Origin of the sequence: Corynebacterium confusum, assembly GCF_030408715.1 — a bacterium.
Classification (GTDB): domain Bacteria; phylum Actinomycetota; class Actinomycetes; order Mycobacteriales; family Mycobacteriaceae; genus Corynebacterium; species Corynebacterium confusum.
The window spans coordinates 2,446,698-2,468,501 of the sequence record NZ_CP047202.1; the positions used below are offsets into that span (position 1 = coordinate 2,446,698).

20 protein-coding genes are annotated in these 21,804 nt (G+C 66.7%); 14 read left to right on the top strand and 6 right to left on the bottom strand.

The window, feature by feature from the left end; genetic code table 11:
* The first annotated feature begins 177 nt into the window (after window positions 1-177).
* The 7 genes from CCONF_RS11295 (at window position 178) to trpA (ending at window position 7,584) form a co-directional block, all read left to right on the top strand.
* A complete protein-coding gene (locus tag CCONF_RS11295; protein WP_290223815.1) occupies window positions 178-558 on the top strand; it encodes a YbaN family protein in 381 nt (126 codons plus the stop codon).
* A gap of 233 nt (window positions 559-791) precedes the next feature.
* Complete coding sequence (locus CCONF_RS11300; RefSeq protein WP_290223817.1) at window positions 792-2,336, top strand: anthranilate synthase component 1; 1,545 nt, start codon at window positions 792-794, stop codon at window positions 2,334-2,336.
* The gene (locus CCONF_RS11305) at window positions 2,333-2,944 is read left to right on the top strand and encodes a glutamine amidotransferase-related protein (RefSeq protein WP_290223818.1); all 612 of its coding nucleotides are present in this window, start codon (window positions 2,333-2,335) and stop codon (window positions 2,942-2,944) included. Before CCONF_RS11300 ends, CCONF_RS11305 begins: the two co-directional genes overlap by 4 nt.
* Before the next feature lie 65 nt (window positions 2,945-3,009).
* On the top strand, window positions 3,010-4,035 hold the full coding sequence (trpD, locus tag CCONF_RS11310) for an anthranilate phosphoribosyltransferase (protein ID WP_290223821.1): 1,026 nt from the start codon (window positions 3,010-3,012) through the stop codon (window positions 4,033-4,035).
* Complete coding sequence (trpCF, locus tag CCONF_RS11315; RefSeq protein WP_290223823.1) at window positions 4,025-5,461, top strand: bifunctional indole-3-glycerol-phosphate synthase TrpC/phosphoribosylanthranilate isomerase TrpF; 1,437 nt, start codon at window positions 4,025-4,027, stop codon at window positions 5,459-5,461. The genes trpD and trpCF overlap by 11 nt, the downstream gene beginning before the upstream one ends.
* A 45-nt stretch (window positions 5,462-5,506) precedes the next feature.
* Complete coding sequence (trpB, locus tag CCONF_RS11320; RefSeq protein WP_290223825.1) at window positions 5,507-6,724, top strand: tryptophan synthase subunit beta; 1,218 nt, start codon at window positions 5,507-5,509, stop codon at window positions 6,722-6,724.
* Window positions 6,725-6,726: 2 nt separating this feature from the next.
* A complete protein-coding gene (gene trpA / locus CCONF_RS11325; RefSeq protein WP_290223829.1) occupies window positions 6,727-7,584 on the top strand; it encodes a tryptophan synthase subunit alpha in 858 nt (285 codons plus the stop codon).
* Between the two features lie 87 nt (window positions 7,585-7,671).
* Here the strand turns inward: trpA and CCONF_RS11330 are convergent, their stop codons facing one another.
* Entirely contained in the window at window positions 7,672-8,151 is a 480-nt protein-coding gene (locus CCONF_RS11330) for an MMPL family transporter (protein WP_290223831.1), read from the bottom strand.
* 202 nt (window positions 8,152-8,353) lie between these two features.
* Window positions 8,354-9,592 (bottom strand): dicarboxylate/amino acid:cation symporter, encoded by a 1,239-nt coding sequence (locus CCONF_RS11335; protein ID WP_290223832.1) that lies wholly within the window; start codon window positions 9,590-9,592, stop codon window positions 8,354-8,356.
* Window positions 9,593-9,806: 214 nt separating this feature from the next.
* Here CCONF_RS11335 and CCONF_RS11340 point away from each other — a divergent pair, with 214 nt between their 5' ends.
* The 4 genes from CCONF_RS11340 to CCONF_RS11355 all read left to right on the top strand — a co-directional run bounded on the left by CCONF_RS11340 (window position 9,807) and on the right by CCONF_RS11355 (window position 12,234).
* A complete protein-coding gene (locus tag CCONF_RS11340; protein WP_290223834.1) occupies window positions 9,807-10,277 on the top strand; it encodes an SdpI family protein in 471 nt (156 codons plus the stop codon).
* A 207-nt stretch (window positions 10,278-10,484) separates the two neighbouring features.
* The gene (locus CCONF_RS11345; RefSeq protein ID WP_435384108.1) at window positions 10,485-10,829 is read left to right on the top strand and encodes a Rieske (2Fe-2S) protein; all 345 of its coding nucleotides are present in this window, start codon (window positions 10,485-10,487) and stop codon (window positions 10,827-10,829) included.
* Between the two features lie 54 nt (window positions 10,830-10,883).
* On the top strand, window positions 10,884-11,861 hold the full coding sequence (locus tag CCONF_RS11350; RefSeq protein ID WP_290223840.1) for a bile acid:sodium symporter family protein: 978 nt from the start codon (window positions 10,884-10,886) through the stop codon (window positions 11,859-11,861).
* Window positions 11,862-11,895: 34 nt separating this feature from the next.
* A complete protein-coding gene (locus CCONF_RS11355) occupies window positions 11,896-12,234 on the top strand; it encodes a hypothetical protein (RefSeq protein ID WP_290223841.1) in 339 nt (112 codons plus the stop codon).
* Here the strand turns inward: CCONF_RS11355 and CCONF_RS11360 are convergent.
* The 4 genes from CCONF_RS11360 to CCONF_RS11375 are packed head-to-tail and all read right to left on the bottom strand — an operon-like array spanning window position 12,231 to window position 15,364.
* Entirely contained in the window at window positions 12,231-12,563 is a 333-nt protein-coding gene (locus tag CCONF_RS11360; protein ID WP_290223843.1) for a branched-chain amino acid transporter permease, read from the bottom strand. The two genes, CCONF_RS11355 and CCONF_RS11360, sit on opposite strands and share 4 nt — an antisense overlap.
* On the bottom strand, window positions 12,563-13,276 hold the full coding sequence (locus tag CCONF_RS11365) for an AzlC family ABC transporter permease (RefSeq protein WP_290223845.1): 714 nt from the start codon (window positions 13,274-13,276) through the stop codon (window positions 12,563-12,565). Before CCONF_RS11365 ends, CCONF_RS11360 begins: the two co-directional genes overlap by 1 nt.
* 55 nt (window positions 13,277-13,331) lie before the next feature.
* Window positions 13,332-13,928 (bottom strand): YqgE/AlgH family protein, encoded by a 597-nt coding sequence (locus tag CCONF_RS11370; RefSeq protein WP_290223846.1) that lies wholly within the window; start codon window positions 13,926-13,928, stop codon window positions 13,332-13,334.
* Complete coding sequence (locus CCONF_RS11375; RefSeq protein WP_290223849.1) at window positions 13,928-15,364, bottom strand: CCA tRNA nucleotidyltransferase; 1,437 nt, start codon at window positions 15,362-15,364, stop codon at window positions 13,928-13,930. Before CCONF_RS11375 ends, CCONF_RS11370 begins: the two co-directional genes overlap by 1 nt.
* A 28-nt stretch (window positions 15,365-15,392) precedes the next feature.
* On the opposite strand from CCONF_RS11375, the gene CCONF_RS11380 reads away from it, so the two are divergent.
* The 3 genes from CCONF_RS11380 to murJ are packed head-to-tail and all read left to right on the top strand — an operon-like array spanning window position 15,393 to window position 21,784.
* Window positions 15,393-16,166 carry an NUDIX hydrolase gene (locus CCONF_RS11380; protein WP_290223851.1) on the top strand — a complete coding sequence of 258 codons (774 nt, stop codon included), beginning with the start codon at window positions 15,393-15,395 and terminating at the stop codon, window positions 16,164-16,166.
* Window positions 16,166-18,379: a hypothetical protein gene (locus tag CCONF_RS11385; protein ID WP_290223854.1), complete on the top strand. Its 2,214-nt coding sequence runs from the start codon at window positions 16,166-16,168 to the stop codon at window positions 18,377-18,379. The genes CCONF_RS11380 and CCONF_RS11385 overlap by 1 nt, the downstream gene beginning before the upstream one ends.
* Window positions 18,380-18,397: 18 nt before the next feature.
* A complete protein-coding gene (murJ, locus tag CCONF_RS11390) occupies window positions 18,398-21,784 on the top strand; it encodes a murein biosynthesis integral membrane protein MurJ (RefSeq protein WP_290223856.1) in 3,387 nt (1,128 codons plus the stop codon).
* The last annotated feature ends 20 nt before the right edge of the window (window positions 21,785-21,804 follow it).

Below are 21,804 nucleotides of genomic sequence, written 5' to 3' on the forward strand. Positions count from 1 at the left end.
CTAGAAAAATGCGGCCCCGATCACACCTTCCGAAGCGAATCGGGGATGGACACTCACTCGCGTCCTTATAGTCACTGTGACGTTATCCCTTGGTAACGTCGGGTACCGCTGTGTTGCGATTCTGATCCCACGTTTGGCAAATGGTGGGCGGGGAGGACATCCGCTAGGGTGGCACCTATGCGGAAGGCGTTACTCATTGGGCTCGGTTGGGTAAGCGTGGCCCTGGCAGCGATCGGGGTGGTGCTGCCCCTTCTGCCAACGACGCCCTTCCTCTTGTTGAGCGCGTTCTGCTTCGCCCGCAGTTCCGAGCGCTTCCACGCCTACCTCTACAACCACCGGGTCTTCGGCGCCTACCTCCGCAACTACGAGTCGGGCCAGATGAGTATCCGCCACAAGATCCGCACGCTCAGCATCATGTGGATCGGCATCCTCGTCTCCGCCGCTTTAATCAGCAAGCCCATCGTTTGGGTAGTGTTCATCATCATCGCCAGTTGCGTGACCGTGCATCTGTGGCGGCTACGGCCGGCGGAGTCCCGGGACCCTGCCCGTAATGAATAAATCTCCCGATTCGCTCCCACCATCCGGAGTTTCTACATTAATATAGGTTTCATGAAGCAGAACACACTTAACGCCCAGTGGTGGTGGCTCGCTTAACGTAGCGGACCACCAGCTTCTAGTCATGTCCTAGGTCCGCTTAGCGCGGGCCTAGTGGTGTTTCTGCACCTCTCTTGCTCGCGGTAAAGCTAAATACCCACCGCTCCCACACCTTCGACCCGCAAGAGAGGTCTTCAATGACGCTAGTAACCGCCAGCCAGACGCTGGCTTTTCACGGCGACACGGCGGCCGTGTTTCAAGAGCTCAGCACGCCCCACGACAGCCTGCTGCTGGAATCAGCAGACATCCAATCCAAGGACAGCCTCAATTCCCTGGCCGTCCTCACCGCCGCCGCCAAGGTGGTCTGCCAGGAGGATGAAGTCACCGCCACCGCCCTCACCGCGGCAGGCAAGCAGATCGTCTCGCGCCTGAAGGAGCAGTTTTCCCACCGTTTAGTAGACGAGCCCGCTGCTCAGACCACGTTCCGCTTTAGCCGTTCCACGGCCATCGACGAGCGGGAGCGCCTGCGCGAGGAATCAACGGTCTCCGTCCTCCGGGCCCTGCAGGCGGACGCCGGCTACGGCGACGGAATGCTTCCCTTCGTTGCGGGCGGCTTCGCCTTCGACTACCTCGCCGGCTTCGAAGAGCTGCCCGCCGTCGCGAACGGCGCCAACACCTACCCGGACTACGAATTCATAGTGGCCCAGGAGTTGCTGCACGTCGACCACCAGGCGGGCGAAGCTCACCTGCACGTGTTGGGTGTTGATGAGGGCCAGGTCGAGCAGCAGCTGGGCGAGCTGGTGCGCCGAGTCGATGGCACTAGGGATAGCCTACCGCGGGACAACTCCACGGTGGGGGCGCCCAACACCACGTTCCAGGCGCGAGCGGACCGAACCGACGAGGAGTTCCGGGACATCGTCGAGCAGATGAAGGACCACGTTCACGCCGGCGATGTCTACCAGGTCGTGCCGGCCCGGGCCTTTAGCATCCCCTGCCCGGACGCCTTCGCCGCATACCGCGAACTGCGCGCGGCGAACCCCTCGCCCTATATGTTCTACGTGCGCGGCAGCGACTACGAGCTCATCGGCGCCTCCCCGGAGTCCAACTTGAAGTACGACCCGGAGACCCACGAGCTGCAGCTCTATCCCATCGCCGGCACTCGCCCCCGCGGGCTGAACCCGGACGGCAGCCTCAACGAGGTGCTAGACGTCCGCAACGAGCTGGACCTGCGCACGGACTCCAAGGAGCTGGCGGAGCACACCATGCTGGTCGACCTGGCCCGCAACGACCTGGCGCGTGTCTGTGTGCCGGGGACCCGGAAGGTCTCCGCGCTGATGCAGGTGGACCGCTACTCCCGCGTGATGCACCTGGTCTCCCGCGTGACGGGCCAGCTGGACGAAGACCTCGACGCCCTGGATGCCTACCGCGCGTGCATGAACATGGGCACGCTCTCGGGCGCGCCGAAGCTCAAGGCCACGGAGTTGCTCCGCAACGCGGAGGGGACCCGGCGCGGTTCCTACGGCGGGGCAGTGGGCTACCTCCGCGGCGACAGGGTGATGGACAACTGCATTGCCATTCGTTCCGCCTTCATCCGCGGCTCGCGCGCCATCGTCCAGGCCGGCGCCGGAGTGGTGCGGGACTCCTCGCCCCAGGCCGAGGCCGATGAGACCGTCCACAAGGCCTTCGCCGTGCTGAAGGCCATCGCCACCGCCCACCACGCTGAATTGGAGGTTATCCGATGAGCGACAAGCGCCCCACCGTGGCCGTCATCGACAACCACGATTCCTTTGTCTACAACCTGACCGACGCGTTGCGCGCCTACGACGTGCACGTCTTCCGCAACACCGTGGACGTCGACGCGGTCCTGGAGATCCAACCGGACGTCCTCTGCCTCTCGCCGGGGCCGGGCCACCCGCGCGAGGCGGGCAACCTCATGGAATTCGTCGAGCGCGCCGCCGGCCGCATCCCGTTGCTGGGCATCTGCCTAGGCTTCCAGGCCCTGTGCGAGCACTTCGGCAGCGACGTCGAGCGCTGCGGCCCCGTCCACGGCCAGTCGGTTCCCATGCAGCTGACCGAGGAAGGTATTGCCAGCGAGCTCTTCGCCGGGCTGGGCACCGACCCGGACCCGGCGGCCGTACCGGTCGCGCGCTACCACTCCCTGGGCTGCCGAAATCTCCCGGAACCGCTGCGGGCCCTGGCGACCACGGAGACCGCCATCGGGCCGGTCGCCATGGCCGCCGATAACGCAGACGGCACCATCCTGGGCCTGCAGTTCCACCCGGAGTCCATCCTGAGTCCGACCGGCCCACTCATCCTCGAGCGGTGCATCGCTCGGCTCAGCCCCAACTAGGGCGATGCTGACTCAAAGCAACCACCCCCTAAAGACTTAGAACTATCCCTCAAGGAGTCCAGCACATGGCAAACAACGAATCCCGCAAGATTCTGCAACAGTTCCTCGACAACTACGATCCGACGGTGGAGGAGGCCATGGAGACCTTCGCCCCCTTGGCGGTCGGTGACTACGACGACATCCAGATCGCCGCACTTCTGACGCACATCCGCACCCGCGGCGAGACCTTCGCGGACGTGGCCGGCGCGGCCAAGGCCTTCCTCAAGGTGGGCTACCCGTTCCCGATCACGGGCGAGGGCCTCATGGACACCGCCGGCACGGGCGGCGACGGCGCCAACACGATTAACATCACCACCGCGGCGTCACTGGCCGCCGCCGCCGGGGGAGTGAAGATGGTCAAGCACGGCAACCGCTCGGTCTCCTCCAAGTCGGGCTCCGCGGACGTGCTGGAGGCGCTGAATATCCCGCTCGACCTCGACGCCCCGCGCGCCGTGCGCCAGTTCGAGGCCTCCGGCTTCACCTTCCTCTTCGCCCCGGCCTACAACCCGGCCGTCGCGCACGTGCAGCCGGTGCGCAAGGCGTTGGGCGTGTCCACGCTCTTTAACACCATGGGTCCGCTGCTCTCGCCGGCCCGCCCGGAGCTCCAGATCATGGGCATTGCCAACCCCGACCAAGGCCAGCTCATCGCCGAGGTCTTTCAGGAGCTCGGCCGCAGCCGCGGCTTGGTGGTCCACGGCGCCGGCACCGACGAGATCGCCACCCACGGCACCACGCTGGTCTGGGAGCTGCGCGACGGGGAGATCACCCACTACGAGATCACGCCGGAGGACATGGGCATCGGCCGCCACCAGCTGGCCGACCTGGTTGGCGGCGAGGGCAAGGACAACGCAGCCGCCATCCGCGCCGTCTTCGCGGGGCAGGGGAGCGAGGCCCACTTCGACGCCATCGCGGCCACCACGGGCGCCATGTTCTACCTGGACGGCCACGACGAGACCATCGCCGACGGCGTGGCCCGCGCCCAGCAGCTCATTACCTCCGGCGAGGTCAACGCATGGTTGGCCAAGCACGAGGAGGTCAACTATGCCCAATAATTCCTCTTCTGCGAACCCTTCCGGGGCGCTGCCCACGGTGCTGGAAAACATCGTGGCAAACCGCCGGACGCACCTGCCGGAAATCCGCAAGCGCCTCGCCCACGTGGATTTTTCCGCGCTGCCGCGCTCCGAGCGCTCGCTCTACAGGTCCCTCAAGGGCACCAACCGCTTCATCATGGAGTGCAAGTCCTCCTCGCCGTCGCTGGGGCTCATCCGCTCGGACTACCACCCCGGGGACATGGCCCGCATCTACTCCCGCTACGCCGCGGGCATCTCGGTGCTGTGCGAGCCCGACCACTTCGGCGGGGACTACGACCACCTGCAAACCGTCTCCCTGTCCACGCGCCTACCGGTGCTCTGCAAGGACTTCATCGTCGATCCCATCCAGGTCTACGCCGCCCGCTACTACGGGGCGGACGCCATCCTGCTCATGATGTCGATCGTCAACGACGAAGAATTCGCCGAACTCAAGGCGCTCGCGGACGAGCTCGGACTCGACGTGCTCACCGAGGCGATCACCCCGGAGGAGGTCCAGCGCGCGGAGAACTTCGGCGTCGACATCATCGGCATCAACAACCGGAACCTCCACGACCTGAGCATCGACCTGAGCCGCACGGAGCGGCTGGCCAGCCTGGTATCCCCGGGCAAGGTCGTGGTCTCCGAGTCTGGCATCCGCGACCATGCCACGGTCCGCCGCTTGGGCGCGCACGCCAACGCCTTCCTGGTCGGCTCCCAGCTGTCCTCGCAGCCGGACGTCGACCGCGCGGCCCGCGAGCTGGTCTACGGCACCCACAAGGTCTGCGGCCTCACCGCCCCGGAGCACGCCCAGGCGGCCCGCGCCGCCGGCGCCTGCTACGGCGGCCTCATCTTCGAGGAGGCCAGCCCCCGCAATGTTTCACGTGAAACCGCGGAAAAGATCATCACCGCCGAGCCGGGCCTCCGCTACGTGGCCGTCAGCCGCCGCGAAGACAACTTCGCCGAACTCGCCCTCCCCGGCGTCCACGCCATCCAGGTGCAGGCGCCGTACCAGGGCAGCCTGGACGCCGAGCGGGCGCTCATCGCCAAGGCCCGGGAGCACGCCGGGGGAGCGGAGGTCTGGCGCGCCGTCGCCATGACCGACCCCGAGCACGCCGCCCTCGCCGAAGACCTCTCCCGCGAGGCCGACCTCCTGGTCCTCGACTCCGGCCACGGCGGCACCGGCCAGACCTTCCGATGGTCGGACGTGCCCGACGCGACAAAGGAACGCAGCCTGCTCGCCGGCGGCATCGACCACACCAACCTGGCGGGCGCGCTCGAGGTTGGCACCCGCGGGCTGGACCTGAACTCCGGGCTCGAGCCCCAGCCGGGAGCCAAGGACACCGGGCTGATCGCCCGCGCCTTCCGGGTAATTCGCGCCAACACCGATGCAACCCCCGCAAACCACTAAACCCAGACCACCGCACAGAAACACACAAGACACAAGGAGATTCCCATGGCGGAAGTTTCACGTGAAACCAAGAAGACGATCCTCCCGGCCTATTTCGGGGAGTTCGGCGGGCAGTTCGTGCCCGAGTCCCTAATCCCGGCCCTCGACCAGCTCGAGGCCGCCTTCGTTGAGGCGATGGACGACCCGGAGTTCCACAAGGAGCTGGCCGGCTATCTCAAGGACTACCTGGGCCGCCCGACCCCGCTGACCGAGGTGCCCAAGCTCGGCGGCAAGGCCCGGATCTTCCTCAAGCGCGAAGACCTCGTCCACGGTGGCGCCCACAAGACCAACCAGGTTATCGGCCAGGCACTGCTGGCAAAGCGCATGGGCAAGACCCGCATCATCGCGGAGACCGGCGCCGGCCAGCACGGCACCGCTACGGCTCTGGCCTGCGCGCTGCTTGACCTCGAGTGCGTGGTCTACATGGGCGCCAAGGACGTCCAGCGCCAGCAGCCCAACGTCTACCGCATGGAGCTCATGGGCGCGAAGGTCGTCCCGATCGACACCGGCTCCGGCACCCTCAAGGACGCCGTGAACGAGGCCCTACGCGATTGGACCGCCACCTTCCACGAGTCCCACTATCTGTTGGGCACCGCGGCGGGCCCGCACCCGTTCCCGACGATCGTGCGCGAATTCCACCGGGTCATCTCCACCGAGGCGAAGGCCCAGATGCTCGAGCGCACCGGCGGCCTGCCCGACCTCGTGGTGGCCTGCGTGGGCGGCGGCTCCAACGCCATCGGCATGTTCGCCGACTTCATCGATGAGGAAGGCGTGGAGCTCGTCGGCGCCGAGCCCAGCGGCGAGGGCCTGGACTCCGGCCACCACGGCGCGACCATCAACAACGGCACCGTGGGCATCCTCCACGGCGCCCGCAGCTACCTGATGCGCAACGCGGACGGTCAGGTCGAGGAATCCTATTCCATCTCCGCCGGCCTGGACTACCCGGGCGTCGGCCCGCAGCACGCCTACCTGTCCGCCACCGGACGCGCGAAGTACGTCGGAATCACCGACGCCGAAGCCCTGCACGCCTTCCAGCTACTGAGTCAGAAGGAGGGCATCATCCCGGCCCTCGAGTCCTCCCACGCCCTGGCGTACGCACTCAAGCGCAAGGACGAGGACATCAGCATCCTCGTCTCCCTGTCCGGCCGCGGCGACAAGGACATCGATCACGTGCGCGCGACCTTAAGTGCCCACCCCGAACTGCAACTGAACCAGGAGGACTAACCATGACCGACAACCGCTACGCAAAGATGTTTTCCGCCCTCGCAGAGCTCAACGAGGGGGCCTTCGTCCCCTTCATTATGCTCAGCGACCCGAACGCCGAGGACTGCCTGGACACCATCCGCGCGGTGGTAGGCGCCGGCGCCGACGCGCTCGAGCTGGGCGTGCCGTTCTCCGATCCGGTCGCGGACGGCCCGACCATCCAGGCCTCCCACATCCGCGCCCTCGACGGCGGCGCCACCGTGGATCAGGCCCTGGAAATCATCCGAACCGTCCGCGCCGAATTCCCCGAGCTGCCCATCGGCATGCTCATCTACGGCAACGTCGCCTTCACCCGCGGCCGCGACAAGTTCTACGCGGAGTTCCACGACGCTGGCGCGGATTCCATTCTGCTGCCGGACGTTCCGGTGCGGGAGGGCGAGCCGTTTGCCGAGTCCGCAAAGAAGGCCGGCATCGATCCCATCTTCATCGCCCCGGCTCGCGCTACCGATGCCACCCTGGCCGGCGTAGCGGCCCTGTCCAAGGGCTATATCTACGCCATCTCCCGCGACGGCGTGACCGGTACCGAACGCTCCTCCGAGACGCTGGGGCTCAAAGAGGTCGTGAACAACGTCGCGCGCCACGACGGCCCGCCGGTCCTGCTCGGCTTCGGCATCTCCCAGCCGGAGCACGTCCGGGATGCCATCGCCGCCGGGGCCTCCGGCGCCATCACGGGCTCCGCCATCACCCAGATCATCAACGAGTACGTCGAGCGCACCGATCCGGACGACGAGCACTCGCCGGCCCGCGTGACCGACCGAGCAGCACTCGATGCCAAACTTAACGAGTACGTCTCCGCGATGAAGGCGGCCACCCGCCGCTAAAAACAGGCCCGCGGCACCGACAAGCCAGTACTGGCAAGAAGGCACAAAGATCGCCGGCCCGAGAAGGACCGGCGGTCTTGTCATTTCTTAGTCGCTGCGGCCACCGACTGGCCGAGCACGACCATCAGCATCGTCAGCAGCAGAAGAAGCAGGGGACTTCCCGCCCGCGTTCTTTGCTGGGCGGGCCGGCCACCAGAAGCGCTCGCCCAGCACGTAGTGGGAGACCCACCAGCCCAGGCCCAGCGCCGCGATATTGGTCAGCAGGACGGAGGCGATCATGATGGCCGGGGCCACCAAGGCCCGCAGCATGACCACGAGAGCGGCGAAGATCAGCACCAGCACGAGGGGGAAAATAACCTGCCGGTCCTCGGCCGCTGCGGTCTCCACGTCGGCAAGCTCCGCATCCGGGCCGCCCACGAGCGCCCCGTCCAGCTCGCCGCGCAGCTCGACGAAGTCGGCGCCGCTGACCTGCAGAAGGGTCCAACCATCGACGCTGCCTTGTTCGCGGCCGCTAGCGCCCAGTTGCTCAAGCTGCTCCTGCGTGCGGTCCACGTCCTGGGTGGCCACCACCGGTGGGGTGGCCGACTGATCCGGGAAGTCGCGGCTGAGTTCTTCCGCGGCGGTGCCATCCTCACTGGGGATGAGCGCCTCACCCCACTGGGACGTCGCCTCCTTAAGGGCGGGCAGGTCCAGCGGTTCCGCGGACTTGAGGTAGACCAGCGCGGTGCTGCCGGACTCGCCGTCAGAGTTTTGGGCTGAGGCACGCGGGCTACGGGCGCTCCTCCTGGGCGACCGGGCGGGCGGCCTCGGCGTTAGCGGGCTCGCCCTCCGCGTTGATCTTGCCGCGGGCGAACTTGTCCACGATCATCGCGATGGCACCGTCGCCCGTGACGTTGGCCGCGGTGCCCACGGAGTCGACGGCGATGTAGGCGGCGATCATCAGGGCGACGAGGTTGTCGTCGAAGCCCATGTTCTGGCTCAGCAGGCCGACGGCAACCATGACCGCACCGCCCGGCACGCCCGGGGCGGCAATCATGGTGATCGACAGCAGGACCATGAAGCCCATGGCCGCGCCGAAGCTGACGTCCATGCCCGTCAGGTAGATGATGGCGAAGGCGTAAAGCATCAGCTTGATCATCGAGCCTGCGATGTGGATGGTCGCGCCCAGCGGGACCACGAAGCTGGCGACCGGCTTGGAGATATTGTTCTTCAGCGCGTTTTCCAGCGTCACCGGGATGGTGGCGGCGGAGGAGGAGGTACCGAGCGCGGTGGCGTAGGCCGGCAGCATATTCTTCAGCGCCTTGAACGGGTTCTTGCCGGTGATCGCGCCGGCGATCAGGTACTGGATAACCAGGTAGACCAGCGTCATGGCGACGGACAGCAGCAGGACCTTGCCGAAGGCGACGAGCACGTCGACGAGGTTGCCATTCATGCCCAGATCCAGGAACATGCCGAAGATATAGAACGGCAGCAGCGGGATGACAAAGCCCCAGATGACCTTGACCACTACGTTCTCAAGCTCTTTGGTGACGTTGTACAGGTTGTCGGACTTGACTTGGGTCATGGCCACGCCGATGCAGAACGACAGCAGGAGGGCGGTCATGACCTCGATGGGCGCGGGCATCTCTACCTCGAAGTAGGGCTCCAGCGCGCCCGCATCGATATCAGAGACGTTCGTGTTGATGGTCTGGCCGGCCAGCATCCACGGGTAGACCAGCAGGGAAACGCCGTAGGCCAGAAGGCCCGCGATGATGGTCGAGCCCCAAGCAATGCCGGCGGTGACCCCGAGCCACTTGGCGGCACCGCGGCCGAGCGCGGCGATGGCGGGGGCGATAAGCGCGAAGATCAGGACGGGGATGAAGAAGTTAAGGAAATTGCCGAAAAGCCCGTTGAAGGTGGCAAAGACCCGGCCCAGCCATTCCGGCGCGACAAAGCTTAAGCCGATGCCCAGCACGATGGCTACGGCGATCCGAAACAACAGGTTCTGGCTCAGTGTTTTCAAATTCATGATGTCACTAACTATTTTTATATCCTTCGCACCGGCGGTTCGTCGGTGCGCAGGATGAGACTTTCAAAGACAGCGGGCCAATCACCAAATATTTTCTATAGACCGACCTGAATTAAAGTTTACCCAACGGGTATGCCCTGCCGGAAGGGGGGATAGCTAACTGTACCCGCCGACAATTGCTGCTCGCCCAGCCTAGCGGGTTAGGATATGAGGCATGGTCGTTCTCGGTATTGTCATCCTCATCCTCGCCGCGGTCTTGATCGTGGTCGGAGCCCTCGCCACCGCCCGCAAACTACCGGGCAACTCGGTGGTGGGCCTGCGCGTCGAGGAGGTCCGCAAGTCCCGCGAGGCCTGGGATGCCGCGCACGCCGTCGCCGGCCCCGTCTGGTTCCTCGGGGGAGTGGCGCTCGCCTTCGGCGGGATCGTCGCCCTGACCGCGACCGGCTGGATGTGGCTCATCCCGGTGGCGACCGCCATCATCGCCGTCATTACCCTGTCGGTGGGCGCCAACCTGGGCGCGCGTTCGGCGTTCCTGTGGGATCAGGCCAACAACGCCGACGAGGGGTGCGGCGACAGCTGCAACTGCGGCTCCGGCGGCTGCGGTAGCGACAGCCCGGCGGAAGCCGCGCCCGCGCAGATCGATCTCGACGCCGTCCGCCAGGCAGCCAACCGCGCGGATCAGTAGCCGATCCCCGGCCAAATAGCCCGCCGCGCGCTCGACCCGCAGCACCCACCACTATTGTCACTGTGACGTAATGATTGTGGTGGGTGATTTTGTCTCTCGCGTTGCCCGCGTGGGGCCCGAGCCGACGCAAGGATAGCCTGCCGTAAATAGTCTCCCCGCCGGCCGAGGGATAGAGTAGGGGGCATGACTATGAAGTGTTCGCGTCGCATGTTCCTGATCGGGACGGCCACCACCTTCGCTGGCGCCTACCTCGCCGCCTGCGGCAAGCAGGCCTCGGCGGAGATCGCCGCCACCGAGATCCCGGTCGGCTCCGCCGTCATCGTCGACAACGTGATTTTCGCCCAGCCGGAGGAGGGGCTCTTCAAGGCCTACTCGCAAACCTGCCCCCACCAGGGCAACCCCATCACCGAGGTGGAGGGCTCCCACGTCATCTGCACCTCCCACTACACCGAGTACGACATCACCGACGGCTCGGTCGTCTCCGGGCCCGGCCGCGATCCGCTAGAAGAGATCTCCGTGGAAGACGACGGCACCACCGTAAAGACCGTCTAAGGTTTCACGTGAAACCCCGCCGCCGAGGGGGAGGCGGGGCGTAAACTGCGGTACATGCTCAACGCACTGCGCCGACTAGACCCGCTCATCGTCCTGATCATCACGGCGGTGATGATCGCGATCGTCTTGCCCGCCCGGGGACAGTTTGCCGAGGTCTTCGCGGTACTCACCAACATCGCGATCGCGCTGCTCTTCTTCCTCTACGGCGCCCGGCTATCCACCCGGGAGGCGCTCGCCGGCCTGCAGCACTGGCGGCTCCACTTGACCATCCTGGCGGCCACCTTCGTGCTGTACCCGCTCATCGGCATGGCGCTGCGGCCCCTGTCCTTCGCCGTGGGCGACGAGCTCTACCTGGGCATCCTCTACCTGACGCTGGTCCCATCCACTGTGCAGTCCTCGGTTGCCTTCACCTCCATCGCGCGCGGCAACGTGGCGGGGTCCATCGTCTCCGCCTCGCTATCCAACCTCGCCGGAGTCATCCTCACCCCGCTGCTGGTGATGCTGTGCATGGGCGCCGGGCACGGCATCCACATCGACTCCTCGGTCTTTCTGGAGATTTCCCTCCTGCTGCTCCTGCCCTTCGTCCTGGGGCAGCTGACTCGCCGCTGGGTGAAGAACTTCGCGGCCCACAAGGCCACCAAGGTGGTCGACCGCGGCTCCATCGCGATGGTGGTCTACTCCGCCTTTTCCTCCGGCGTGGTCGGTGGGATCTGGTCCGATATCGGGGTGGGCCAGCTGCTTTTCCTCATCATCTTCGCGGTCGTGCTAGTCAGCGCCGTGTTGTGGCTGACCCGCTGGGTGAGCGCGCGGCTGGGTTTCGCGCGCCCCGACGTCATCGCCATCGAGTTCTGCGGATCGAAGAAGTCGCTGGCCACCGGCCTGCCGATGGCCTCGGTCATCTTCGCCACCGGCGGCGGGCAGCTGGGGCTGCTCATCCTACCGCTGATGATCTACCACCAGGTCCAGCTGATGGTCTGCTCGTGGCTGGCCGCCCGCTACGCCCGGCAAGACCCCGCGGCCGAGGCGCGTTAAACACCGGGAAGGCTAGGCACTAAACTTGGATGCCATGACTTCCGCAGAGAACTACGGCCCCGAGAAGGCGCTGCTCTACGTCAAGACCACGCTGAGCATCCCCGGCGCCGGCACGGCCATCCACGTGGCGGAGATGCAGCAGCTCGACGCCCGCAGCTGCCGCATCCACCGGCTGATCGCACAGACCCCGGACGGGCAGATCGCCGGCGCGGTCAGCGGGGCCAAGCGCGTCGGTAGCATCGACAAGCCCAACAGCATCGTGCCGCACCCGGACACCTACGCGTCCTACCCGGACATCGACACTGAGTACCTCGCCGCGGCGGACTTCGAGTCCCTCTGGGTCGAGGCGCAGCTGCGCTATCCGGGACTCTAAAAGACGAAGTTCACCAGCACCATGTAGACAGCGGTGCCGCCCAGGATGGACAGCCCGGACTCGCGCCGCCACAGGTGCAGGCCGGCAGTGACGGCCGCGCTCAGCAGGGCGGCCAGAATGCCGCCCGGGGCCGCAGATTGCCCGACGATGGTGTAGACAACCAAGACCACCATCACGCCGACCGGCATCGTCCGGCCCAGCACTCCGACCAGATCGCTGCCGCGCAGCGCCCGAACGAAGCTAAAGGGAATCTGCCGCAGCAGGACCGTGACGACGCAGACGGGAATGAGCACGGCCAGGATCGCAGTTAGGCTCACGCCAGCTGGCATTAGCGTTCACCTCCCGGCCCGCGGCGCCACTCGATGAGTTCGTCAAAGCGCGGGGAATACACGCGCGCCAGCAGGAAAAGGAAATAGGCGATCAAGGCCACCATGAGCACCTGGTTGGGGGTTATCACCACGGCCAGGACGCCTAGCAAGGCGGCGACCGCTGGCAGGGAAAAGTCCGGGTTGTTGCGGAAGGAGTCCAGCGCCAGCACCACAAAGAGGGCCACCAGCGCGAATTCCATCCCCTGCACGTTGTCCGGGATAGCCTGGCCTGCCAGCGCGCCCACCACGCCGCCGCCGACCCAGAGGAACTGGGCGAAGAGCTGGATGGTGAGAATGCGCCGCCCGGTCAGGGCGGAGTCGTGGGGCAGTGCCGAGACGATCGCGTAGGTCTCGTCCGTCAGCGCGTAGGTGGAGTAGACCTTCCCGCCCACCGAAGAGACGCGGTGCCGGGGGAAGCTTAACCCGTAGAAGATGTGGCGGAAGTTGACCATGAATCCGGTCAGCGCCGCGGAGACGGGACCTACCCCGGAGGTGACCATGCTGATGGCCAAAAACTCCATGGAGCCGGCGTAAATGGCGATGGAAAAGATAGGCGCCCACCACCAGTCGAAGCCGGTTTGGACGATCAGGACACCGAAGGCCAGGCCCAGGGGAACCAGGCCCAAGGCTACGGCCCAGGTGTCCTTCAATCCCTGACGAACATCAGCGTGCATGCGCCTATCGTAGCGGCGGCGGGCCCGCCGGCACCCAAAAAGGCGGAGAAATATTCTAGTTATCGTCCAAGTCGGCGGGGAAGGTGGAATACAGCGGCAGCGGCATCGGCTGGCGCTTCATGACGTCCGCCCACAGATCAGCCGGGCCGGGAGTCAACACGTCCTGGGCCAGCGCCGGGGCGACGAACCAGTCGCCGCGGTCGATCTCCTGCTGCAGCTGGCCTGGGGCCCACTCGGCGTAGCCGGCAAACAGCCGCATCCCGTCCAGAGTCTGCGCCAGAAACTCCGGGTCGGCGCGCATATCCACGTGCGCCAGCCGCGGGGCCAGGCGGCTGAGCTGCGGGTGATCCTCGAAGCGTACGCCCTGCTTGGTCATGCCCAAGCCCACCACGGACTGCTGGTTGAGCGGGCCGCCGATGTAGAGGGCCTGCGGCTTGGCGACCACCGGTAGGTACTCCGGCAGCACGTTGAAGACCGCCAGCTCACTGCGGGTCGTCAGGTTCACGCCGAAGGTCAGGTAGTCGTCGTGCTGGATGAGCAGGATGACCGAGCGGGCAAACTCGGCAGAGAACATGCCCGGGGCGGCTACCAGCAGTTGGCCGGGCCCCGGGTCGTTGCGTTCGAGGGCATTAAATAGTCGGTCCGCGTACATTAACTACCAGACTCCCACCAAGCACGTAGCTTTGCAATTGCTTCCTCGCGGGGCAGCGGGCCCTGCTCGAGGCGCAGTTCCTTCAAAAACGACCAGGCGCGGCCCACCTCGGGCCCCGGCTTCAGCCCCAGGATCTCCATGATCTCGTTGCCGTCTAGGTCCGGGCGCACGCGGGCCAGGTCTTCCTTTTCCTGGATCTCCTGGATGCGTTCCTCCAGGTGATCGTAGGTGCGCTGCAGGCGGCGTGCCTTGCGCTCGTTGCGCGTGGTGCAGTCCGCACGCACCAGCTTGTGCAGGCGCGGCAGCAGCGCGCCGGCGTCGGTGACGTAGCGGCGCACGGCGGAATCCGTCCACTGCCCCTCGCCGAAGCCGTGGAAGCGCATGTGCAGGTAGACCAGCTGCGCGATGTCCTGGGTCATGGCCTTCGGGAATTTCAGCGCGCGCAGACGCTTACGCACCAGCTTCGCGCCGACCACCTCGTGGTGGTGGAAGGTCACCTTGCCGCCGGTGGTGTCCCGGGTATCCGGCTTGCCGCAGTCGTGCAGCAGCGCCGCCCAGCGCAGGACCAGGTCGGGTCCGTCCTCCTCCTGATCCATCGCCTGCCGCATGACCTGCAGGGAATGGGCGTAGACGTCCTTGTGCTGGGCGTGCTCGTCTGGGGCCATGCGCATGGCGGGGATCTCGGGGATGACGATCTCGGCGATCCCGGTATCGACAAGCAGGTCGATGCCCACCCACGGCGCAGTGCCACCGACCAGCTTGTCCAACTCGACGCGGATGCGCTCGACGGTGATGCGCCGGATCTCGCCGGCCATGTCCTGCATGGCGCCGAAGACCCGGTCGGCGACGTGGAATTCCAGCTGGGAGGCAAAGCGGGCGGCGCGCAGCATGCGCAGCGGATCGTCGTGGAAGGAGATCTCCGGCGCGTCCGGGGTGTCGATGATTCCGGCGACGAGATCCTCCAGGCCGCCCAGCGGATCGTGGAATTCGCGGCCGCCGTCGGCCTTGAGCTCGACCGCCATGGCGTTGATCTTGAAATCGCGGCGGACCAGGTCCCCGGCCAGGGTGTCACCGTAGACGACTTCCGGGTTGCGCGAGTCGCCGTCGTAGGAGTCCGCGCGGAAGGTGGTGATTTCGATCTGCTGTCCGCGGTAGACCGCGGAGACGGTGCCGAAGGCGATGCCGGTGTCCCAGACCTTCTCGGCGTAGTCTTCCAAAATCTCCTGGACGACGTCAGGGCGGGCCGGGGTGGTGAAGTCGAGGTCATTGCCCAGGCGCCCCAGGAGGGCGTCCCGGACGGAACCACCTACCAGGTAGAGCGGAAAGCCGCGCTTAGCGAAGCGCTCCACGAGCCCGCTCAACAGGTCACTGAGTTGGGCAATCTCGGATTCTGCCCGCGCCATAACGCCAATTAGCTGAGTGTCCTGAAAATTCACGCACGTTAGTCTACTACGATTAACCAGGATGACTAACCACAACGAGGCCAGCCCGAAGGCCAGCAACACCAACGCCGCGCCCGGCGGCGAGCCTGCGGCTGCCACGGCAGGCGGGAGCGGTTCCGGCTCCTCGCGTCGCGGAGGTCGCGGTCGTTCGCGCCGGCGCGGCGGGGCCAAGTCGCGCCGCGGCGGGCGCGCGAACAACGCCCGCAAGGGCGGCAATAATACCCGCACCCATGCCAAGTCCCGCGGCGGACGCGGCGGCAACAACTCCCGGCGCCAGGCGGCGGCCAGCCACATGACCACCCGGGACGAGACCTCGGCCGGCGGGCTGGTGGTCTCCGGCCTCGCCGAGGCCGTCCACGACGGCGGCGAGGTGGATCTCACCCGCATCTACGTGGCGCTGATCGGCCGGCTCGACCGCCGCGGCCGCCTGCTGTGGTCCATGCCGAAGGGCCACGTGGAGCCCGGGGAGCCGCGGCACACCACCGCCGAGCGCGAAGTTTGGGAGGAAACCGGCGTGCGCGGCGAGGTCTTCGCCGATCTAGGCACTATTGATTATTGGTTCGTCTCCGACGGGGTGCGCATCCACAAGACGGTGCACCACCACCTGCTGCGCTTCGCCGACGGCATCCTCAACGACGAGGACCCAGAGGTCACCGAGGTGGCATGGATCCCCGTCTCCGAACTCATCGAGCATTTGGCCTACGCGGACGAGCGCAAGCTGGCCCGCATTGCCCACGACATCCTGCCGGACATGGCCCGTCAGGAGGCAGCTGCCGGGAAGGCCACGCCGCGGTGATGGGACGCCGACTCCGCCGCCTGACCGTCGGTACGACCGCCTGCCTGGCCGTGGCGCTCGGAATCAGCATCGGCGGCCCGGCGGCCACCCCCGACGCGACCGCGCAGGACGCTGAATCCGCCGCCTGGGGCCAGGCGCGCCAGCCGGACCAGCTCGACCTCGAGCTCATCGAGGCCAGCCCGGTCCAGGTGGGCGACGCGCTGACCGTGCGCTTCCGGATCCACAACCCGACCGATCAGGCCGTGGAGGACCTGCAGGTCACCACCCGACGCGGGGATGCGGTGGCCACCACCGCCGAGGCCCGCACGCAGCTAGCCCAAGGCTCCTTTCCGTATTTCGGCGCCAGCGCCAACCCCGGGACCCTGGGCCCCGGGGAGACCCGGGAGGTCAGCCTGACGATCCCCACCGGGCTGGAGGGCGAAGGCTCTTTGGCCATGACCGAAGCCGGTATCTACCCGTTGCTCTACACCCTGACCGGCACCCGCGACGGGGAACCGGTCAGCCTGTCGGAGGACCGCACCCTGCTGGATCTCGCGCCGAAGCCGGGGGAGGAGTCGCCAAGCGACGTGGCCGAAGACCCCGCGGCCGAAGACGCAGACGACTTCGAGCCCCACGACCTGTCCGTTATTTATCCGATTACTGACACGGTGGACATCGTGCCTGGGGATACCGGCGGGCAATCGCTGATTCTGGACTCCGATCACTTGGCGCAGTCCCTGTCGCCCGGGGGACGGCTGGATCGCCTGGTGGATAGCTACCTGTCCCACGACCTACAGGGCGCGGCCTGCGCGGCGCTGGACCCGGCGCTGCTCAGCGTGGTCGAGCGTATGGAAGACGGCTACACCGTCCATGATTCCCGGCCCTCGGTGGCGCACCAGACCAAGCGCCTGCGTGATTCGTGGTTTAACGATGACGCGGACTACCGCGGCGAGTCCGGGCAGGGCAGTAGGGCCGCCAGCCAGTGGCTGGCCAAGATCAAGCAGCTCGACTGCGTCATGGCCATGCCTTGGGCAGACGCGGATCCTTTGGCCGTGCGCAGCGTGGACAACGCCTGGCTCGACCACGAGGCCTTCGCGCACGGCGCCGAGATCATCGAGCGCTTGGCCGGCCACCCGCTGGCCAGCAACGCCCTGGTGGGCAGCAAGGGCTACGTCACCGAGGACCTCGGCCGGCCCGCCGTCGTGGCTGACAACAGCATCTGGGAAGGCCAGGCGCTTTCCTTCGACGCCTCCCTGGGTAGCCTGCTGGCCCAGACCGGCACGCGGCCGCAGACCACGGCCTATTCCAACCCGGAGCTGCGCTACGACTACCGGGTGGACTCCGTCCTCGCGCGGGACTTGAGCGCTGCCGCCGCCCTCCGGCTGGGCGCCCAGGAAGACGACACCCTGGCCGTGCTGCCCGCCACCCTGGAGCCGGCCACCGCCGACCAGGTGCTCGCCGCGGGCGAGGCCGTGCTGGGGGATCACACCGCCCAACCAAAGCCGGTTGCTGCGTTGCCGCTGGAAACCAGCGAGGCGGCGGAGCAGGGCCTGCCGGCCGGCAGCCCCTACGTAGACCCGGCTGCTTTCGATGCCACCCAGACCGGGCGCATCAAGCAGCAGGCGAAGTACGCCGACGAGCTGACCAAGATCATGGTCAACGATCCGCATATCGCGCTGACGCGCTACGGCTTTACCCAGCCGCTGCGCCACGACCTGCTCACGGCGCTTTCGGCCACCCGGCGAACCAGCCTGCCGACCACCCAGGAGTCGGAAGAAGCCTCCATCCGGCGCCTGGATGCCAACTCCAACACCCTGCAGGAGCTGCGCTCCTCGGTCACGCTGCTACCGCCTGGCAACGTCTACACGCGCGTCTCGGAGTCCTCGCCGCTGCTCATCGTGGCGGAAAACGGCCTGCCACTGCCGGTGGAGGCCACGCTGGAGTACCAGGGCCCGGATAACGCCCGCCTGAACACGCCGGAGCGGGTTCGGATCCCCGCCACCGGCTCTATTACGGTGAACATGACCGCTGATCTGCCCGAGCAGACCGACCGCATCCGTATGGAGCTGTGGCTGGCCACCCCGGAATCCGACATGATCTCGCAGCCGATAAGTATCGCCGTGCAGACCCGAGCCGGTATCCTCAGTGTCTATGGCATCGGCATCGCCGCTGCACTCGCAGTAGGTTTGGCCCTTCTTTTTAAGGTCGGGCGCAAGAAGAAATCAGAGACGTAAAAGAGCTTAAGTTTTTCTATGACCAACCAGCAGGGCCGCGAGGCTGAATCAGAATCCAGGCACGAAGGACCGAAACCCGCCGGTCTCCGCGAGCGGATCGTTTCGGCGTCGCCGCCGGCTCCCGTGCCCACCCGCCGCGAGCCGGTGAACGTGCCGGCCGCGGAGCCGGTGGAGGACAAGTCGGATCTGCGCGGCAAGAACGCCGAGCAATCCACCAGCGACCGCGACGTCGTGCGCGCGACCGGCACGATGGCCATCGCCACGCTGCTGTCGCGTATCACCGGCTTCCTCCGCCAGATGCTCATCGGCGCCACCCTGGGCGCCGCCGTCGGCACGGCGTTCAGCTCCGCCAACCAGATCCCGAACCTCGTCACCGAGATCGTCCTGGGCGCGGTGCTGACCTCGCTGGTGGTTCCGGTGCTGGTGCGCGCGGAGAAGGAGGATTCCGACCGCGGCGAGGTCTTCATCCGCCGGCTGTTCACACTGGCCTTTAGCCTGCTCGGCGTGGTCACGCTGCTCTCGGTGCTGTTTGCTCCGCTGCTGACGGAGTTGATGCTGCCCGAAGATTCCAAGGCGAACTCGATCCAGGCGATCTCCTTTGCCTACTTCCTGCTGCCGCAGATCTTCTTCTATGGGCTCTTCGCGCTGTCCCAGGCGGTCCTGAACACGAAGAATATCTTCGGCCCGGGCGCGTGGGCGCCGGTGGTCAACAACATCATCTCTATCTCGGTGCTGTTGATGTACCGCCTCCTGCCGGGCAGCCTGCACCCGGACGCGCCCAGCCCGGTGACCGACCCGCACGTCATCCTGCTGGGCTTGGGCACCACCACGGGTGTGGTGGTGCAGGCGCTGATCCTGCTGCCGTACCTGAAAAAGGCCGGCATCAACATGCGGCCGATGTGGGGCCTAGACGACCGCATCAAGCAATTCGGCAGCATGGCGGTGGCCATCATCGCCTACGTGGCCATCTCCCAGGCCGGCTACGTGGTCACCTCCCGGGTGGCCGCGCACGCCGATGCCGGCGCGCCGCTGGTCTACCAGAACGCCTGGCTGCTGCTGCAGGTGCCCTACGGCATCATCGGCGTCACGCTGCTGACCGCCATCATGCCCAGGCTGTCGCGCGACGCGGCCGACGGCGACGTCGACGGCGTGGTCCGGGACCTGACGCTGAGCTCCAAGCTGACCTTCATCGCGCTCATCCCGATCGTCATCTTCATGACGGCCTTCGGCACGCCGATCGCGCGCGCTCTTTTCCAGTACGGTTCCTACGGCGCCGACAGCGCCGAGCAGCTCGGCCTGACCATTAGTTTCTCCGCCTTCACACTGATCCCTTATGCTCTGGTGCTGCTGCACCTGCGCGTCTTCTACGCCCGCGAGGAAGCCTGGACCCCGACGTTTATCATCGCCGGCATTACCTTCACGAAGGTGGTGCTGACCCTGCTGGCGCCGCTGGTGGCCAGCACCCCGGAGCACGTGGTCATCCTGCTGGGTACCGCCAACGGCTTCGGCTTCATCTCCGGCGCGGTCATCGGCGCGTTCCTGCTCAAGCGCAAGCTGGGCTCCCTGGGCGGCAAGGAGCTCAGCCGCACGATCGTGTGGGCCACGATTTCCGGCGTGGCGGGAGTCGCCCTCACGATGGCCGCGAACTGGCTGGTGGGCCTGGTGCTGCCGGATCCCATGCCGTCCATCTTCTACCTGCTGCGCGTTATCGTCTTCGGGCTGCTCTTCGTCATCATCACCGGCCTGGTGCTGTCCCGCTCCGGCCTGCCCGAGGTCCAGAACCTGGGCCGGGCCTTGCACCGCATCCCAGGCATGGCACGCTTCATCAAGGTCGACAACTCCCAGGCCATCGAGGTCGAGGAGCCGGAGCTACAGGAGATCCAATCCGTGTTCACGCAGGACTCCTTCAACTCCTCGCCGGTCCCGCCGCCCATGTCGGCCGGCATTGTCCGCGGCCCCCGGCTGGTCCCGGGCGCGCCGGTCTCCGACGGCCGCTTCCGCCTGCTCAAGGACCACGGCTCCGTGGCCGGGGCCCGCTTCTGGCAGGCGCGCGAGCAGTCCACCGGCCGGACGGTGGCGCTGACCTTCGTGGACACCACCAACCAGGCGCCGTTCGCGCCGGCGAACCCGGGCCAGGCCGCGCGCCGCTCCGCCGCGGTGGCCCGCAACACCCGCAAGCTGGGCGAGCTCGGCCTGACCTCGGTGGCGCCGAATATCGAGGTGTTGTCCTACCGCTCCGGCTGCCTGGTGGTGGCCGACTGGGTCGCCGGCACCGAGCTGAAGACGGTCGCCGCCTCCGACGGGCTGGACCCGCACGCGGTCGCCCACGCGATGGGCTACATGGTCGAGGACGCCGCCACCGCCCACGAGGCCGGCGTACTCATGGGCCTGGATCACCGCGACCGCATCCGGATCTCCACCGACGGCGTGGCCGTGCTGGCCTTCCCGGCGGTGCTGAGCGACGCCGCGGAGTCCACCGACCGCGAGAGCCTGAGTTCCGCGCTCGACATGCTGGTCGAGTCGACCTCGCCCACGCCGAAGGTGCTGCGCGATATCACCGCCGATGCCGGGCTCTCCGGAGAGGAGGTCGCCGGCGAGGTGGAGCAAGCCTACCGCGAACTCGACGCCGCGGACGCGGACGACAAGGAAGACAAGCAGGAGGCGCTGGCCACCGCGCAGGGCAAGACCCTGGCCGGCATCGCCCGCCGCCTCTACGACTTCGCCCCGGACGATCCGGAAGGCGACGAGGCCCTGCCGGTCAGCCAGCTGCCGGACGATACCCCGGAGGAGGCCCCGGAACCGACCGCCGGCTTCGGCGGGCGCGGCTACTCCGGCTCCGGCGTACTGCTCATCGGCGTGCTGGCCACTATCTTCGTGGTGCTCATGGCGGCCCTGACCACCTGGGTAATGTCGATCTTGGGCAACAACACCGAGAACGCGCCCATCAACACCGAGGCCGTCAAGCAGGCCGAGCCGACCCTGCTTTCGGGCCCGCCGCTGCTCCTCGACGCCAAATCGGCCGACACCGTGCCGGCGAACAAGGACGCCAAAGAACTCATCGACGGCGACAAGTCCACGCGCTGGTCCACCGACAAGGCGGAGACCGGTGTGGTCTTAAGCCTTGAGGATCCGGTGCAGCTGCGCGACGTCATCATCGATCAGTCGGGTAGCTCCCAGGCAACGGTGGAAATCTACGCGGTGGATTCGGAGACCTTCGATCCCACGAACCCGCAACCGGAGGAGCTGCCGCAGCTGGCCAGCGAACCCCTGCAGGGCTCGCGCACCTCGCTGAATCTGAAGGAGAAGCCGGAGTTCTACGACGGCCTGCTCGTCTGGGTCAGCGAACTTCCGAAGAACAAGAAGGCCACCCTGGCCGATATCCGTGTCGCCGGAGTGCCGCAGTAGGCTATCTTCCGCTGCGGCCC

Coding starts and splice junctions, on each gene's coding strand:
- CCONF_RS11350 (WP_290223840.1), top strand. CDS start 10,884: ATGCTCAACGCACTGCGCCGACTAGACCCGCTCATCGTCCTGATCATC.
- CCONF_RS11335 (WP_290223832.1), bottom strand. CDS start 9,592: ATGAATTTGAAAACACTGAGCCAGAACCTGTTGTTTCGGATCGCCGTA.
- trpA (WP_290223829.1), top strand. CDS start 6,727: ATGACCGACAACCGCTACGCAAAGATGTTTTCCGCCCTCGCAGAGCTC.
- CCONF_RS11380 (WP_290223851.1), top strand. CDS start 15,393: ATGACTAACCACAACGAGGCCAGCCCGAAGGCCAGCAACACCAACGCC.
- CCONF_RS11295 (WP_290223815.1), top strand. CDS start 178: ATGCGGAAGGCGTTACTCATTGGGCTCGGTTGGGTAAGCGTGGCCCTG.
- CCONF_RS11345 (WP_435384108.1), top strand. CDS start 10,485: ATGTTCCTGATCGGGACGGCCACCACCTTCGCTGGCGCCTACCTCGCC.
- trpD (WP_290223821.1), top strand. CDS start 3,010: ATGGCAAACAACGAATCCCGCAAGATTCTGCAACAGTTCCTCGACAAC.
- CCONF_RS11385 (WP_290223854.1), top strand. CDS start 16,166: ATGGGACGCCGACTCCGCCGCCTGACCGTCGGTACGACCGCCTGCCTG.
- trpCF (WP_290223823.1), top strand. CDS start 4,025: ATGCCCAATAATTCCTCTTCTGCGAACCCTTCCGGGGCGCTGCCCACG.
- CCONF_RS11305 (WP_290223818.1), top strand. CDS start 2,333: ATGAGCGACAAGCGCCCCACCGTGGCCGTCATCGACAACCACGATTCC.
- CCONF_RS11365 (WP_290223845.1), bottom strand. CDS start 13,276: ATGCACGCTGATGTTCGTCAGGGATTGAAGGACACCTGGGCCGTAGCC.
- CCONF_RS11300 (WP_290223817.1), top strand. CDS start 792: ATGACGCTAGTAACCGCCAGCCAGACGCTGGCTTTTCACGGCGACACG.
- CCONF_RS11370 (WP_290223846.1), bottom strand. CDS start 13,928: ATGTACGCGGACCGACTATTTAATGCCCTCGAACGCAACGACCCGGGG.
- CCONF_RS11355 (WP_290223841.1), top strand. CDS start 11,896: ATGACTTCCGCAGAGAACTACGGCCCCGAGAAGGCGCTGCTCTACGTC.
- CCONF_RS11340 (WP_290223834.1), top strand. CDS start 9,807: ATGGTCGTTCTCGGTATTGTCATCCTCATCCTCGCCGCGGTCTTGATC.
- trpB (WP_290223825.1), top strand. CDS start 5,507: ATGGCGGAAGTTTCACGTGAAACCAAGAAGACGATCCTCCCGGCCTAT.
- CCONF_RS11360 (WP_290223843.1), bottom strand. CDS start 12,563: ATGCCAGCTGGCGTGAGCCTAACTGCGATCCTGGCCGTGCTCATTCCC.
- murJ (WP_290223856.1), top strand. CDS start 18,398: ATGACCAACCAGCAGGGCCGCGAGGCTGAATCAGAATCCAGGCACGAA.